The sequence below is a fragment of the Salinarimonas sp. genome, from assembly GCF_046292825.1.
Lineage (GTDB): Bacteria > Pseudomonadota > Alphaproteobacteria > Rhizobiales > Beijerinckiaceae > Salinarimonas.
In genome coordinates, this window is the sequence record NZ_JBKBQG010000005.1 from 117,770 (window position 1) to 132,963 (window position 15,194).

General features: G+C 68.6%; 18 protein-coding genes. All 18 read right to left on the reverse strand.

All coding sequences use genetic code 11. From position 1 onward, the window contains the following. Window positions 1-2,034 (reverse strand): hypothetical protein, encoded by a 2,034-nt coding sequence (locus tag ACK4UM_RS04705; RefSeq protein WP_409796341.1) that lies wholly within the window; start codon window positions 2,032-2,034, stop codon window positions 1-3. Between the two features lie 24 nt (window positions 2,035-2,058). Further along, window positions 2,059-2,232, reverse strand: coding sequence for a hypothetical protein (locus ACK4UM_RS04710; protein WP_409796343.1), 174 nt, complete (start codon window positions 2,230-2,232; stop codon window positions 2,059-2,061). Beyond that, window positions 2,229-2,516, reverse strand: a complete 288-nt coding sequence (locus ACK4UM_RS04715; protein ID WP_409796345.1) for a phage tail assembly protein — start codon at window positions 2,514-2,516, stop codon at window positions 2,229-2,231. The genes ACK4UM_RS04710 and ACK4UM_RS04715 overlap by 4 nt, the downstream gene beginning before the upstream one ends. 1 nt (window position 2,517) lies before the next feature. Continuing rightward, on the reverse strand, window positions 2,518-2,883 hold the full coding sequence (locus ACK4UM_RS04720; protein WP_409796347.1) for a phage tail tube protein: 366 nt from the start codon (window positions 2,881-2,883) through the stop codon (window positions 2,518-2,520). Between the two features lie 24 nt (window positions 2,884-2,907). Continuing rightward, window positions 2,908-4,413, reverse strand: coding sequence for a phage tail sheath C-terminal domain-containing protein (locus tag ACK4UM_RS04725; RefSeq protein ID WP_409796349.1), 1,506 nt, complete (start codon window positions 4,411-4,413; stop codon window positions 2,908-2,910). Between the two features lie 2 nt (window positions 4,414-4,415). Beyond that, on the reverse strand, window positions 4,416-4,757 hold the full coding sequence (locus tag ACK4UM_RS04730; protein WP_409796350.1) for a DUF2635 domain-containing protein: 342 nt from the start codon (window positions 4,755-4,757) through the stop codon (window positions 4,416-4,418). 3 nt (window positions 4,758-4,760) lie between these two features. After that, window positions 4,761-5,282, reverse strand: coding sequence for a hypothetical protein (locus ACK4UM_RS04735; RefSeq protein ID WP_409796352.1), 522 nt, complete (start codon window positions 5,280-5,282; stop codon window positions 4,761-4,763). Next, a complete protein-coding gene (locus ACK4UM_RS04740) occupies window positions 5,279-5,593 on the reverse strand; it encodes a hypothetical protein (RefSeq protein WP_409796354.1) in 315 nt (104 codons plus the stop codon). The genes ACK4UM_RS04735 and ACK4UM_RS04740 overlap by 4 nt, the downstream gene beginning before the upstream one ends. Next, window positions 5,590-6,132: a hypothetical protein gene (locus tag ACK4UM_RS04745; protein WP_409796356.1), complete on the reverse strand. Its 543-nt coding sequence runs from the start codon at window positions 6,130-6,132 to the stop codon at window positions 5,590-5,592. Before ACK4UM_RS04745 ends, ACK4UM_RS04740 begins: the two co-directional genes overlap by 4 nt. A gap of 12 nt (window positions 6,133-6,144) precedes the next feature. Beyond that, window positions 6,145-6,354, reverse strand: coding sequence for a hypothetical protein (locus ACK4UM_RS04750; protein WP_409796358.1), 210 nt, complete (start codon window positions 6,352-6,354; stop codon window positions 6,145-6,147). Window positions 6,355-6,428: 74 nt separating this feature from the next. Further along, on the reverse strand, window positions 6,429-7,451 hold the full coding sequence (locus ACK4UM_RS04755; RefSeq protein ID WP_409796360.1) for a major capsid protein: 1,023 nt from the start codon (window positions 7,449-7,451) through the stop codon (window positions 6,429-6,431). A gap of 10 nt (window positions 7,452-7,461) precedes the next feature. Continuing rightward, window positions 7,462-7,848: a head decoration protein gene (locus ACK4UM_RS04760; RefSeq protein ID WP_409796361.1), complete on the reverse strand. Its 387-nt coding sequence runs from the start codon at window positions 7,846-7,848 to the stop codon at window positions 7,462-7,464. A 14-nt stretch (window positions 7,849-7,862) separates the two neighbouring features. After that, window positions 7,863-9,245 carry a S49 family peptidase gene (locus ACK4UM_RS04765; RefSeq protein WP_409796363.1) on the reverse strand — a complete coding sequence of 461 codons (1,383 nt, stop codon included), beginning with the start codon at window positions 9,243-9,245 and terminating at the stop codon, window positions 7,863-7,865. A 13-nt stretch (window positions 9,246-9,258) separates the two neighbouring features. Further along, complete coding sequence (locus tag ACK4UM_RS04770; RefSeq protein ID WP_409796365.1) at window positions 9,259-9,513, reverse strand: hypothetical protein; 255 nt, start codon at window positions 9,511-9,513, stop codon at window positions 9,259-9,261. Beyond that, a complete protein-coding gene (locus ACK4UM_RS04775) occupies window positions 9,510-11,039 on the reverse strand; it encodes a phage portal protein (RefSeq protein ID WP_409796367.1) in 1,530 nt (509 codons plus the stop codon). The genes ACK4UM_RS04770 and ACK4UM_RS04775 overlap by 4 nt, the downstream gene beginning before the upstream one ends. 92 nt (window positions 11,040-11,131) lie before the next feature. Beyond that, entirely contained in the window at window positions 11,132-13,108 is a 1,977-nt protein-coding gene (locus tag ACK4UM_RS04780) for a phage terminase large subunit family protein (RefSeq protein WP_409796369.1), read from the reverse strand. After that, window positions 13,105-13,719, reverse strand: a complete 615-nt coding sequence (locus ACK4UM_RS04785) for a MarR family transcriptional regulator (protein WP_409796371.1) — start codon at window positions 13,717-13,719, stop codon at window positions 13,105-13,107. The genes ACK4UM_RS04780 and ACK4UM_RS04785 overlap by 4 nt, the downstream gene beginning before the upstream one ends. A 253-nt stretch (window positions 13,720-13,972) precedes the next feature. Next, the gene (locus ACK4UM_RS04790; RefSeq protein ID WP_409796372.1) at window positions 13,973-14,857 is read right to left on the reverse strand and encodes a hypothetical protein; all 885 of its coding nucleotides are present in this window, start codon (window positions 14,855-14,857) and stop codon (window positions 13,973-13,975) included. Between the last annotated feature and the right edge of the window lie 337 nt (window positions 14,858-15,194).

Genomic DNA, 15,194 nt, shown 5'->3' on the forward strand with positions numbered 1-15,194 from the left:
TCACCCGTATGCCGGCTTCATGCGGCGGCCGGTGTCGAGCGCGATTCGCCTGAACAGGCGACCGTCGCTCGAGGCGGAGGCGCGTATGCCCTGCGGCGCGTTGTCGAATCGCACGTTGAGTTCCGCCGCACCTTGGATCGTGCCCGATCCCCCGCGCTGCACGGCGCCGCTGTCGACCATGCGGCGCAGGAGATTGTTGGGAACGATCGTCCCGTCCTGCTCCGGGATGAACAGCTCGCGCCCGCGCTCCCCCACCTCGTAGGGCACGCCTCCCGACACCGGGCCGCCGCGGGCACGGCCCTCCGCCGCGCCGGCCGCCGGCTCCGCGCCGCCGAAGAACCAGGAGGTGGCGTTGCGCACCCCGTCGAAGGCGCCCGTGATGCGGTCGATGCCGCGCATGATCGGGCGGATGAACACCTCGTCGAACCACCCGACGAAGGCCTGCAGCGCGCCCTTCACGCTGTTCAACGCGCGTTCCCAGGCGCCATGCAGCTGATCGAACAGGCCGGCGAGCTTCTCGCTGGCGACCGTTATCGCCCCGAAGAACGCGACGCTTTCGCGATCCCACCAGGCGCTCAGCATTGCGCTCACGGCAGACATCGCCCGACCCCACACCTCCGGGATGCCGGCGAAGAAGGCGTTCATGCGGTCGATGCCGCCGACGAGATCGGTCCCGAAAATGCCGTCGATCTCGGTCGCGAAAGCACGCACGATGCCGCCGAGGATGTCGAAGACGGACAACCAAGCGTCTTTCCACCCCGTGAACATCCGAATCACGCCCTGCGCGGCGCCGACGAGGTCGCCCGTCATCAGGGCCTTGAAGATGTCGACGAAGCCGCCGGCCATGTCGCCGAGGCTGCTCCAGAGACCCGCGAAGCGTGGCCCGAGATCCTCCCAGTTCCGCCAGATCACCAGCGCGAGGCCCGCGATGGCCGTCGCGGCGATGCCGATCGGGTTGGCGAGGATGACCGCCGCAAGCTTGCCCATCTCTAAGGCCACCACGGCGATCGCTTTCCCCAGCGGCCACATGGCGACCGTGGTGAGCCCGATGACGACATTCGACCACCCGTCGACCATGCCGGCGAAGCGATCCATGATCGTGAAGGCATTGCCCACGCCTCGAGCGAAGCCGGCCCAGTCCACGGCCGCGACGGCGGCCGCGATCTTCTGCACCGTCTCGGAGACGTTGAGCGCGAGGAATTCGCGGTTCGCAGCCACCCACTCGGCGAATTGGCTCGCCATCGGCGTGAGCGCCGGCAGAAGATCGACCGCGATCGCGTCGGAGAGACCCTTGAAGGCCTCGCCGAGCTTGCCGACGGCATCGTTGTAGGCCTCGACGGCACTGGCTTGATCGTCCGTCACCTGCCCAATGATGCGATCCGCCTCCGCCCGCAGGTCGCGCATCTCCTCGACCGACATGGTGGCGATGCGAACCATCTCGGCCGAGCCGAAGAACATTTCGGAGAGGCGGATCCTCTCGGCTTCGGTGCCGGTCTGACGGATGGCGTCGAGCATGAGGCCGAAGGCTTCTGGCGAATCGCGCGCGGCCATCAGCTGCCGATGCAGCTCGGGGTTCGTGTTGCGCAGCTGCCCATGCAGACGACCGACGCCGTTGCGCATCTGGTCGAAGCCGCGGGCGGAATTCCGGAGCGCACCATGCAGCGCACCGACATCGACACCCACCATGCCGCTGATGTAGCCGAGCTGCCGCAGCTCCTGCACCGGCATGCCGAGATCGCGGCCGATCTTCGCGAGCTTGTCGAGCTCGCCGGCCGAGTTGCGCAGGCCCATCACGAGGCCGGCGAGACCCGCGCCGCCGGAGAGCCCGAGAAGCGAGCCGAGCGCGCGAACCGCGCCACCCGCCGCACCCGCTACGCCGCCGAGCGCGCGCCGCACGTTCCCGAATTGCTGCCCGAGGCGCGCGAGCCCGGCGCGGCGCCCGAGATTGGCCAGGTTCTGGCCGATCCTCGCGAGCGGACGCGACGCGTTGTCCTGCGCGGAGACGACGAGCTTCGCCTCGCGTTTCTCCGTCATGGTGAAGGCTCCGGGCGGGGCGGGTCAGGGCGCGCGATCTGGCGCGAGGATCTGGGCGACGCGCTCGAGCTGCGCGGTCTCGCGCGCGAGCTCGGATGCGGTCATGGCGAGGAATATCTCCGGAGGGCGCGACACGCTCATGCCGCGCCCCCAGGCCGCCGACAGGTCGAAGCAGACGTCGACGACGTCCGCGCTCAATCGCCGAAGAAAGGGCCGAGGACGGCCGCGCAAGCGACCCAATCGCGGGCGGACAGCGCCTTGATCGTGCTCGGCGGCACGTCCGCGAGAGCGGCCATCATCGCCGACATCTTTGGGCCGTCGAAGGTCGCGGAGCCGTCGGCGCCGAAGGACATTGGGAAGCCGACCTTGGCGATGTCCGCGCCCGTCGGCTCGCGAAAGCGCAGCGTGTCCACGGGCTCGCCGTGAGCCTGGACGGGCTTGGCGAGCTTCACCTCAGCGGCGACGATCTTGGCTTCGGACATGTCAGCTCAGCTCCGTTCCGCTCATGCCCTCGAAGCGCACGTTGACCATGCCCTCCTCGGCGTTGATCTCGCGCGCGCCGGCGGTCCAGGCGTCGCGCAGGACATAGGTCTTGCCGTTGGCGAGCTCCGCCGTGACGGTCGCGTTCACGATAGAGCGGAGGAAGTCCATCGACGCCTCCGCGGTGGTGGTGACGTCGCATTCGATGAACGGGACGCGCGGCTTCTCGGTGTAGCCGTGCACCCCGTCCTGACCCGCGACGCCCTCGCGCTCGAAGCCGTCGACCGAGACGGTGAGCCCACCGCGAAGCGCGATCTGGCGATCGTCCACCTTGATGTAAGCGACGCCGCCGATACGATTTCGTGCCATGGTTCAATCCCCCGTGTTGGCCCGTCAGGCGGTCGCGTTCTGGCTCTGGAGGCGCGGCTGCGCGAGGACCGCGAGCACGCGCAGCTGGTTTATGACGTCCGGTGGATAGAGCACGTTCACCCGATCCGGATTGCTGGTGTCGCGCTCGACGACGAGGTTTTCCTTGAACGCGCGCGAGTTCTCGACGAGCCCCTCTTCCTCCTCGAGGCGCTCGTACTCCACCACCAGCTCGGCGCGGATGGTGTTAGGCGTCACGATCGCCCGGCCCGGCGGCACCCGCACGCCGTTGTTGGCGAGCTTGTGCCGGCCGTACTTCGTCGTGATCGCCAGGCGCAGCCGGCGGAGCACGGCGGCGACGGTGTGCAGCGGCTCTACGAAGCGCAGGCCGTTGTCGGGGAGACCGAAGGCGTTCAGCCGGTAGGTCGTCACCGGCGCCTCGATCTGCACCGTGCCGGCCGAGACGGCGAGCGTGGCCCCACCGTTCGACGCGAGCGCGTTCCGCTCGGTGACGCCGAAACGGCTCTCCGGACGCGGCGACAAGAGGCCCACGACCGGGAGCGTGTGAAGCGGACGAGCCGGATCGTTGACCACCGAGCGGAGGATCTGCCCCACCGATCCCGCGGCGGAGATCCACGGCGAGTTCGGGAAGTCAGCCTCGAGCCTGAAGACGGTCACATGCGGCCCGTTGCGGGTCGCACCATGGGCGATGTGGTCCGCGTAGCCGGCGCGGCGCGCGGTGTAGACGTGGCCATAGAGCTGCAGCAGCCAACCCCAACGCCCCTCGTCGCCGTCGCCCCAAACCTCGTCGTAGACGTCGAGGCTCGCGTCGTCGGCGAAGGCGCTCGCGATCGTCTCGAAGGGCTCCTCGCCGATCGCGTCCAGCGCGGCGGCGACGTCCGGGACGCCCGCGCCTCCGCTCATGGCGGTGATCGTCAGCGTCACGCCGTCGGGAAGGGCCTCGCCGGCCACCGCTCCGCGATAGTTCACGAAGACGGGGATGTCGTTGCCCGTGAGGCCCTTCCACTTCGCCGTGAGCGTCACGGTGCCGGCCTCGGCCGATGCGGACACGGGCAGCTGCGTCGCAGCGCTGATGGCCGCCGCGATCTTCGTCGCGATCGAGGCCGCGCTCTCCTGCGGCACGACGCCGACGCGCAGAGGGCGATCGTCGTCGATGTAGAGCGCGATCGTGCCGGCGGCGGTCGCGGGACCCGTGACCACGATCGAGCCCGTCGCCGCCGTCCCGTCCGCGGGCTCGAGGACCGGGAGGGCGAACAGCTCCTGCACCAGGTTGTTGCGGCGGAAGGCGCGCACCTGCGCGCCGATCTGTGCGCCCGCGCCGAAGAGACCCGCAGCCGTATCGGCGGAGCCGATCGGCACGAGCACGCCTGGCGTCGCCGACCCCTGCGCGCGCATCGTGCCGATCACCAGCGCGCGGCCGATGGACTGAGGCGTGCCCATCTGCGACCCGTCGAACTCGATCCAGGCGAGAGGCAGGAGGAAATTCGAAGGGATGCGATTGAAGCTGACCATGCTCACGTCTCCTCGCTGCGCCGCGCCAGCTCCGCTTCGATCGCGGCGACGGCATCGTCACGGGTGATGATGGGGGTCGCGGACAGGGATGCCGCGATACTGCGCAGTGACGGCCCGTCGCCGGCTCGCTGCGTCCAAGGCAGCTCGCGCCATCCCTCCGGAACGACGATCGGCACGACGGACCCGGACAAGCCGGGCTCGCCGACGAGGCGGACGACGCCCTCGGCCAGGCGCCGCCGCCAATACGCCGTGATCCGCACCTGGAGCCCCTCCGGCGGAAGCGGCGCGCCGCTCGCAGGATCGGGCACGAGGCGCGATTCTACCGGCTGCAGGAGCCGATACATGGGTCACTCCCCCTTCAGATTGTCGATGAAGGCCCCGCCGCCTCCGGCACGGGAAACGGCGACCACGTCGAGATCGTCGTCGACATCCGGCGGGAAGTCGACGCGGTAGAGCACGCTCATGCTCATGCTCACCTGCCCGACGATCCCGTCCGTTTCGCCGGCTTCGGTGTCGACGTCGATGCTCTCGACGCCCTCGACGTCGTCACCCCACCATGCCGGGTTCTTGATGGTCGCGGCGTAGATCGCGGCCTCGAGCGCGTCGAGCGCGGCGTCGAGAAGATCCTCGCTGGCGACCCGAACGCGCGCGACGATCGAGAGCGCGACGGTGCTGACGAAAGCGGGAACCCCGCTGCGCGCGTCGCCGTCCGCGCCCATCGTCTCGCGCGGCGTGTAGATCAGGACGAAGGGCAGTGCCTCATCGGTGGTCGGGACATAGCGAGAGACCGCGACACGCATCGCCGGCAGGATGCCCGCGGCTTCGATCAGCGTCTTCGTGCGCATGCGCAGCGCGGCCTTATGCGTCACGAGACCTTCCTCAGGATGAGATCGGCCGCGCCTTCGGCATCGGCCTCGATATCGTGGATGGTGTAGGTGCCCTCACCGGGCACCACGACGACGCCCCTATGCGCCGGCCGCGGAGACCATTCGGAAAGGCGGATGCCCAGCTTCGACACCGCCGCGCTGTGGTACACGCCGTTGCCGTCGAAGGCGCGCTGGTGGTCGCGATCGAACACGCCGCGCCGCGCGACCGGCTCGCCGCCGGGCGCCGTATAGGTCACCTCGCGAGCGAAGGCGTCCATCATCGGCGCGAGCATGCGCTCGAAGTCGACGCTCACGATCCCGCCCCCTTGCCCGAGGCGACCAGGCGCGCGAGCTCGTGCGCGATGCGGTCGCCGATCCTATCCACCACGGTCGTCTTCCAGGCATGGAGAGTGGCGTCCTTCAACATCTCGCCAGGGATCGACGGACCCCAGAGCTTGACGATCGGGAGCCGCGTCTTGCCCGAGCGGCGGAACCCGTGTCCGCCGATCTTCGGAACGATGAAGGTGGACTTGAAGACGCGTCGCTTGCCCCAAGGCGCGGCGCTGATGCCCTGCGCGGTCTGGCGAGCACCGAAATCACGCAGCGGAAGAAAGCCGCCGCGGCCAGAGATCACGTACTCGAGCCGCGCGGGCGTCGCCTTGCGACGGGTGAGCCCCTCGGTGATCGTCTTGTTCTTGACGCCCATCTGCTTGGCGAGCGTCTTGCGGACGGCGGTCCACCCGCGATCGCCGGAATGGTTCAGCCCGCGCGCGATCACCTTCGGGGCGTGCTTCCCCGCCTCGCGCTGAACCTTCGCGAGATCGGCGAGCTGCGCGGCGTCGACTTTCAGCATGGGAGGAGGCCGTCAGCTCTCGCCGCCACCCTTCTTCTCGTCCTCGGCCTTGGCCGGGCGCGCGCGCTCCGGCACGGCATCGGCGAAGCGGTCGTGGACCAGGTGATTGCCGTAATCGGCAGGCACGCGAATCGTGCCCTGCGGGTCCACGCGAACGGGCTCCGGCTTGCTCAGGATCTCGCCGGGGATCAGCAGCGTATCCCGCGCCTTGATCGTCATCATCTTGGACATGCGCGCCTCCGAAGAGCCGGCGGCTCGAAGACCGCCGGCGAGAGCGTGAAGGAGATCGGCGCGGATCAGGCGCCGATCGTGAGCCGCCGCAGCACCTGCGGACGCGTGCACCAGGACATGGCGTTCATCTGCACCTGCAGATGCCGGCCCTTGTCGTCGGGACGCGCCCACTGCTTGACGTAGAACGGGACACCGATCGTGTTCACGGTCTCCTCGTAATCCGCGGGCGCGAAGCGGGTCTGGAACAGGTCCGGCACGCCGAGCGGCACCACCCGCGCCTCGTTGGGCGCGATATAAGCCGCACCGGCATCGGCGGTGGCCTTCACGCCGGTCCGATAACGCTCGAAGGTGAAGGCGCCGAGCTTGTAGACCTCCGGCACGTCTTCGCGAAGGATCTCCGCGCCCGCGTGATAGAGGAACGTCTTCTGCACCTGCGGGTGGCGCCACAGCTGAGTGTGCAGATCTCGCCCGCTGAAGACGTGCAGCCCGGTATAGGTGGCGTCCTCGTCGAAGGCGTCCTCGATCGAATACTGCACGCCCTGCAAGATGCCGATCACATCGGCATCGGCGTTGGCGACATCGAGGGAAACCGCGTTCGGCACCGGAACGCTGAAGCGCTGGTACAGGTTGAGCAACGTGCCGCCGCTCTTGCTCATCACAATGCCCTTGATGGCCCCGATGCGCTGGTGCTCCAGCGTCATCGTCAGGTCCTGGGCATGCCGCGCCGCCTTGCGATTGACGCGGTCCTGGATCTGCTCGAGCGCGGACATGCTGCCGAACTCGCGCACGTTCTGCACCTCGTCGGCGAGCACCGAGTCGTCGCGCTGATAGTGCGGGATCGTCACGGGCACGAGCGAGCGGGTGTCGTCATCGATCGTCTCGCCGGGGCCGCCGCGCTGCGAGGGCTCGACGAGGCCGAGCTTGCCGTCGCGCATCTCGATCGAGACGGTCGTCGTCGAGACGCCATCCTCCTCGAAGATGCCGCGCGCGGAGATCTGCCCCGGCCGGTAGGGCTGCTTGTTGACGGCAGCCGTCAAGGTCTGGAGCGTGAAGGCATCCCCGCTCCAGATGTCCAATCCCATGGGCATGAAAACCTCCTCAGCGGGACTTGATGCCGGCCGCGCGGAGCTGCGCGAGCTTGGCGTTGCGCTTGGTCGTGTTGTCGACCGACGGATGGAAGAGCAGCATCGGGCCCTTGACCTCGACGCCGCCGACGCCGTCGATCACGACGGCCTGCACGTCGGCGCTGGTCGCGTCGACGCCATAGGCGAGGATGGCGCGCGCCACCTCGGCGCCCTCCAAGCCTTCGACCTCCGCGTTGGGGGAGGCCACGAACTTGCCGTTGGCGGTGATGGTGCCGAGCACCGTTCCCGCGGCGAGGACGCCCGCGCCGGCGGCGATCGTGCGCACGTCGCGCGAGACGCTGCCGTTGCCCTCGCTCAGGAGGAATGCGAGGTCGCGAGGCCCCTCGTTCAGCGTGTTCATGGATCAGGCCCTCCTCAGTGGCTCTGCGCCGAGCGGCGAGAGGCGTAGATGTCGCGGGGGTCGAGGGAGGCGGTCTTGCCGCCCTGGGCGCCCGGGCCGGGGAGCGCGAGCGCCTGCGCCTCGAGGCGCCGCTGCGGATAGTCGACACGCGCGGCGGCGCCGGCGGCGACGTTCTTGGTGACGAAGCCCGTCACCGCTTCGGCCGCCATCCCCGGCGACTGCGTCGCGAGCTCCATCGCCGCGACCATGCGCGCCGCATCGCCCCGCACGCCCTCGGCACCGAGGATCGCGGCGAGGCGCATGCGCTCCGCCTCCGCACCTTGCGCGCGCGCCGCGGCGATCCCCGCCTCGTGCTCGGCTCGGGTGACGGTGCCCGCCGGGGAATCGGCCGCGGGCGCGCCGTTGTTGTCGCTCATGGAAGCGCTCCTTGTGGTCTGCGAAGGACCCGCGGCTCGTGCCCGGGCAGTCAGCTTGGCGAGCACCTCTTCGAAGGTGCCCAGGCGATCAGCGAGACCGGCGCGGACGGCTTCCGCGCCGACGAAGGTGCGCGCCTCGGTTCCGCGGATGCGATCCGGGGTCATCAGGCGCCGGCCCTTGGCGACGGTGTCGACGAACTGGTCGTAGAAGCCGTTCACCTCGGCCTGGAGATCGGCCCGCACATCGGCAGGCAGCGGCTCGAAGGGGTTGCCGTCCACCTTGTGCGCGCCGGCGAAGATCAGCGTCGGCGTGATGCCCTCGCGATCGAGCTGGCGCGAGTAATCCGCGTGCAGGAGCACGACGCCGATCGAGCCTGACACGCCCGTCGGCGTCGTCACGATCTCGGTCGCGCCCGATGCGATGGCATAGGCCGCGCTCGCCGCCATGCCGTTGATCACCGCGGTCACGGGCTTGCGCGCGGCGAGATCGCGCACCGCCGCGGCGAGTTCGAAGGCGCCGACGGCCTCGCCCCCCGGGCTCTCGATATCGAGGATCACCGCATGCGCGCGGGAATCGTTCGCGACCGCCTGCAACTGATACTTGATCGCCTCGTAGGATTGCGGCCCGGTCGACGAACGCTGCAGGTTGAGACCCCGGTTCACCAGACCGCCGAGGACGGGTATGATCGCGACGCCGTCGTGGCGCTTGTAGGGAAGGCCCTTGACCGAACCCGTCTCCGGGTCGCTGTCGAGCGCGTTACCAACGAACCGCGACGCGGAGGGCGTTCCCTTCGCGATCAGCTCGCGCGCCGGCTCCGGCAGCTCGAGCAGGTTCGTCTCGGCCACCCGCACGAGGGGCGCGACGTCGCCGACGATCGGCAGACGCCCTTCGAGCACGGCGAGGATGAACGGCACCTTGTCCGGGTGCACGAGCAGCGGTCGCCCGAGCAGCCGCTCGGCGATGTGAAGAAGAACGCTCATCGTGTCCTCTTGGTCAGACGAAGCGGACGCGCTTCGCGAAGCGGCGCCGGACGCCGCTCTTGGCGGCGCACTGGCGGGCGAGATCCTCCAGCGCTTCTTTCAGCTCGGCGAGGCTCGCGCCCTTCAGGCTGATCGACCGATCGCGAAACGACAGGCTCGCATGGGCCTCGCCGGCGAGGATCTTGAGGTAGACCGGGTAGAGCGCCGCATGCAGCGCACACGGGTCGGTCGCGTCGACGTCCTGGCCGTTGATGCGAACGGTGCTCACGCGCTCCCCCCCGATCCTTCAGGCGCGGGAGCCGGTGCCGGCGCAGGAGCGGGCGCCGCCGCGTAGGGCGAGGCCATCCCGTTCTCCAGATACCACGTGTGCTCCCGCAGCCGCTGCTCGCGCAGCTCGTCGGGATCGCGGCCCAGCTCGGCCGCCTCGATCTCTATCGAGGATGTGCCGTTCTTCAGCCGCTCGCTCGCCGCCTTGGCGGACTTCTCGTCGTCGGCCGTCGGCTTCGCGGGGCCCTGCCATTGCGCCCAAGATATCGCGTCCCGGTTCGCCTCGAAGGCCTCGTAGCCGCCCCGCAAGGGAATGCGCCTCTCGCCGATCTCCTCGTCGAGCCAAGCCTCGTAGATGCCCTGCGCCTGCGGGCCCGCGATCCGCTCGCGACGCCGCACCGCGACGGGCCATATCGAGGCATTCTCCATCCGCGTCGAGGAATAGGTCGCGCCCTCGTAATCCATCGTCAGCGAGCCGTACGAGATCCCGATCGCGCGGGCCATGTCGCGCGCGAGCGCCTTCGAGAACGGCAGATACTGCCCGCCCGGCGTGCCCGCGCTCATCATCTCGAGCTTCTCGCCGGGTGCGAGGTGCGACACGACCGGATCGCTGGAGACGCTCACCGGCGAATCGATCGCGCGGTCGATCTGCCCGCCGATCACGGCAAGAAGATCCTTTGCGACATCCGCGCCGCCGTCCTTGATGGCCTCGATCGCCTCGAAGGCCTCGCCGCTCGGAAGCTGGCTCGTCAGCACGGCGGCGAACACGGTCTGCAGGATCGCGGTCTGCAGCGTGGCGTCGTCGAGCGTCTCCGACTGGAGGAACTTGCGGAATCCGCTCGCGAGCACCGATATGCCGCGCACGTCGGTCGCGTCGACGGGGTCGAACACGTGCAGCACGATAGGCCGCCCGTCACGATCCCGCGCCGGATAATCGCGCTTCGTCTTGAAGCTGCCGGCGAGCGCTTCCTCGAAACGATAGGCGACGGGACGCCCGCGCTCGTCGTGCAGCACGCCTTGGAACAGGCGCTGCATCGAATCGGTGTCCTGCACGAGCCGCGGCGGCGGCACCATCAGAACCTTCGTGCCCGACGTGACCCCATAGCGACGCCGCTCGGCCGGGCTGAAATAGGTGAGGAGCCCGGTCACCTCGCCGAAGGCCATGTGCCAGCGCAAGCCGATGTCGATCATCTGCGCGACCGTGAACTTGCCGCGATAGTCGCACTCGGCCGGGTTCCACGCCCAGCGCTTCCACCGCGCCTTCACGATGCGTATGAATTCCGCCGTCTCGGCCGGGGTATACCCCAGCGCCGCCATCGTCGCGGGGTCCGGCTGGGGGTTGAGCGTCAGCTCAGAGCCCACCGTGTCGGCGATCACCTGATCCGCAGCGCCGCGCAGTCGCCCCGAGTTTTGGATGAGGTCCATCGCGAGCGCGGCCGAGCGGCCCCAGACCGCGCGAACGTCCTCGCGATGCTCGCGCAGCGAGGAGGATCGCGAGGCGAGGATGCGCGAGCCCGTGTCGCGCATGTACCCCGCGCGAGGCGAAGGACGCGCGTCGACGCTCGCGGGGAGATCCCGCGAACGGCCGGACACGGCCTCCCTGAAGCGCCCCCACAGCGTCATCGCCTGTTCCTGATCCTGTCTCGTAACGAGGGGCCGCTCGAGCGAGGCGGCTGCGGCTCCGGAGCGGCCGCAGCGACGCGGACCGGCTCCGGCGCGACGAGGTCGACCGCGACCGCCGCGGGCGGCGTTCCGCGATCGGCTCGGAGTCGGGCCCATTGATCCGGCGTGTTGCGGCTCAGGCCGAGATGCTCGGCCATCGCCATAGCGTAGACGCGGCAGTCGAGGAGGTGGTTTTCTCCGCTCTGCTTCCAAACCTTTTGGGTTCTGCCCCTAAAGGTTTCGTCTTCGAGATACTCCGACGTGATCTGCTTGAAGTAGTTCACGTCGAGGAACATGCCGAAATGGCAGTAACCGTCCGGGTCCTGCTCCTCGCCGGCAGCGCGCCCCTTCTTTCGAAGCTGCGTGTAGTGCTCCGACTTCAACGACCAGGTGCCGACAGGCCAAACCATGACGCCGCGGCGTACCTTCTTGCCGTTCTCCTTCACGTCGACCTTCGTCGGCGAGCCGATGAACGGCGCGGACCATCCCGAGACGCCCTTGATCGCCATCGCGCGAGGACGGCGCCGCACCCAGTTGTAGACCGCGTTCGCGCGCCCGCCGTCGCCCGCGTCGACCGCCATCATGTCGATCGTCCGGAAGCCGCCGAAGGCATCCGGGAAGCGCTCGTCGAGCAGCTCGACCAGCGCCTGCCAGGCGCCCTTCGCCGGGTCGGACGTGTCGCCGCCGATGAAGCGGGTGGTGATCGTCCAGCTCTGGCGGTTCTGAGCCCAGGCGACCACCTCGACCCAGATCCCGGAATGCTGAACGTCGGCGCCGGCCGTGAGGATGAGCCCTTCGGCTGGAATGACGTTCTCCGGGTAGTCCTCGCGCCGCTCCATCAAGCGCTCGTGATCCGGCGCGTCGCCGCGGTACTTGTAGGGCAGGCCGAGGACGAGGTTGTGAAAGTCCTTCTGCGCCTTCTCCGACTTCTCGGCCTTGATCGCATCCTCGGCGATGGCCTCGTAGCTCATCATCAGCGAGACGAAGGCGTCGATATGGTAGCCCGGATGCCTGTCCGGATCCTCGACGCTCGCGATCCAGCGCCCGTTCCGCACCGCAGCCACCCGCTCCGATTCGGTCAGCTCGTGCGAGCAGTGCGGACAGGCGTACCGGGTGCGGTGAGGGTGCTCGCGATCGATGCGCAGGCGGTCGATCTGGTGGACGAAGAGCCCGCCGCATTCGGGGCAGGCGATGTTCCAGAAGCGCTGATCGGAGCGCCGGAACTGTCGATCGATGCGACAGTGCCCAGGCTCCTCGCCGAGTTCGTCGCCAGAATCGACCTCTGGCGTGGATATCTCCAGTATCTTGTAGCTCTTCGTGCGCCGGAACGCGGTGAAGCGGCCGAAGAAGAGCGTCTCCGGGTCGCCGTGGGTCGGGATGTCCTGCCACTTAGACAGTTCGTCCTTGACGCCCTTCTTGGCCGTCTTCGACGAGAGGTCCATGACTGCGTTGGCGTTGCCGAGCCATAGGCGGCCGCCGGGGAATACCTTCTCGTAAGTCGTCGAGCCCGATCCGGACCGCGACGTCTGCGGCACGATCACGGTCTTGCCGGATCGCCGTTGCCAAGCGTCGATCAGCGGCTGGAGCTTACCCGCGTTGAGATCGCGCAGCGCGTCGATCCCCGGCACGGCATAAAGCAGGTTCGCGGGCTCTCGCTCGGCGACGTACAGGCACCAGCCGAAGGCCAGGATCGAGGCGCCGGTCTGCTGGCTCTTGCGGATTGTGACCGTTGTGCACGGGTCGTCGTCGGACAGCCGGTCCGCAATCTCGACGAGGTAGGGCGCCGTCTCGGCATTCCACATCTCGCCGGCTAGCGGCCCGTCGACGAGGACGAGGTTTTGCGCGAGCCATTTCGAAAGGGGCATCGGCGGTGGCGGCTCGACGCCCTGGGCGAGCCGCTCGAAGATCAGACGCAGCGGGTTCGGATGGTTCATCGCCCCCCGATCCCCTCGTGATCCTCTTCGTCGTGCTTCGGCTGCTCGGCAGCCATCTCCTGCAAAGCCGCGGCGATCTCGTGGCGCATCGCAGATGCCTTCTTGCGCAGAGCCACCCGCAGGCCGTGAGCCCCTTCGCGCGCGACCGCAGTCGCGAGATCGTCGGTGGCGTTCGGCAGGCGATCGACGACACGCACGATCGCCTCCAACGCCGCTTCAACCGCCTCCTCGAGCCGCTCGATCCGAACCAGCGACCCGCGCTGCTCGGCGAGGGCGAGGCGCTTCATCTCAGCCTCGAGCCACGTCTTCTGCCGCAGCGCCTCGTCGTAGCTGTCGCCGCCGCTCTCATCGCGCTCGCGACCCCGCCCGCGCGCCGCCGGCGCCTGTGCCTTCGACGGATCGGCGTACCGCCCGCGCTTGCGGTCGAAGTCGACCACGTTGACCAGCGAGACGCGGTCCTGCGCGTTGCGCCTGACCTCCAGTCCGCTATCGGCGAGCTTCGCGACCGCCTTCGAGATCGCCTGCTTCGAGACGCCGTCGCGCTCCGCGATCTGGCTCACGGTCCACCAGATTGCGTCAACCCCGGTTGTCGCCATGGTCAACCCCGTCAACCCTGAAATCGGCCCCAGCCTTACTGGCAAAAACCCGGGAGCAGCGCACCCGCGGGGCTGTGGGGCGGCCAAACGGTCCCTTAATTTCACATCCCGGAGGGAGATATCTGAGGGGCGCGGCGCCGGGTTGCCCGATCGCCGCGCCCGGGCCCCCACGGCCCAAAGAAAAGCCCCGGCCGCTTCGAGGCGCCGGGGCTGATCGCTTTTTATCCGTGCACAGTGGATGTCAAATTCCAACCGCACGTCAAGCACATTAGCCGAACTTTTTTCGCGAGCCTCTGCTCGTGCCTTGCGCAGCAAGAGTTTTCTTGAAGATGCGCGCTCCCTCAAGGTCGGGCAGAATGCGCGCAGGCTCGGCCTCCCCAGTCTCCCAAGGCCGAATCGCTCGGGCCGGTCCACAGGCCACGTGATCAACGAGCCGCCCATCTAGCTCGGCGACGAGAACGCCGAGGGCAGCGTGCCAGACCTCGTATTCGGCACGGCCGACAGCCGCCTCGAACGGATCGGGGTCGAGCACGTGCTTCTGGTAGGCGTCGGGATGCGGGCGCTGCCGCTTCTGGTCGAAGCCGTCGAGTTCGACCTCATAGGAGCGTCCGTCGGCATCCGCCCTCGTCTCGCGGCGAAACCACCGCACCCGCCCGTTTGCGCCCTTCACCGTGACGACCTCCGGTGCATCGGCTTCCCACACGGGCGGTCTGCCGAGGATCGCGCAGGTGCGGATGAGCGCCGAGAGCTGCGAACGGAGGACGCGGGTGCGCCCGTCCGCCTGGAGCACGGTCGCACGGTCGACGGCCCTCCCGACGGTCGCGGCAAGCAGATTGTCGCCTTCCTCTCCGAGACCGAGCGCGACCAGATCGCCGAGCGGGTTCCACCCTTCGGGCAAGCCGAGCTCGAAGTCGTCGAGCGCGCGGACTGCCTCGCCGATCACCACCGCGTCCGGATGCGGCGCCCCGGGCTCACCACCGATCGGCACGACGCCCCAGCGGTTCGCCGGCGCGTCGATGAGGGTCATCAGCTCGCCGTAGCGCTCGATGCCGCCCCAGGCCGACGTGAAGCCGATCGCTCTAATTACAGATACCGCCGCGTCCTTCGGCAGCTCGTCCCGATAAGCCCAGCGCAGCAGCGCCTCGATATCCATCGTCCGCATCCGTTCCCCCGTCGTTCGACGCTGTGGCGACACTTGGCGAGGGTCTGTAGAGGGTTGAGAACCAACTATCGCCAAGGTTTTTGCCTGATAAATCAACATGTTGAGAGGGTTTGTAGAGGGTTGCGAGGGTTTATCGCGCACCACGCATAGAGACCTCCCGCTCATCGGGGCACGATGCCCCGAACCCCGATGCTATAGACGTACGCCCGCGAAACCCTCGCCACCCCCGCCAGCCGGCGCCCAAGCCCCTCTCGCCATTCGCCTTTTCGCCGCCGCGCGCGCCCCCGAAACCCTCGCAGACCCACGCCACAACCCTCGCCACCCTCGC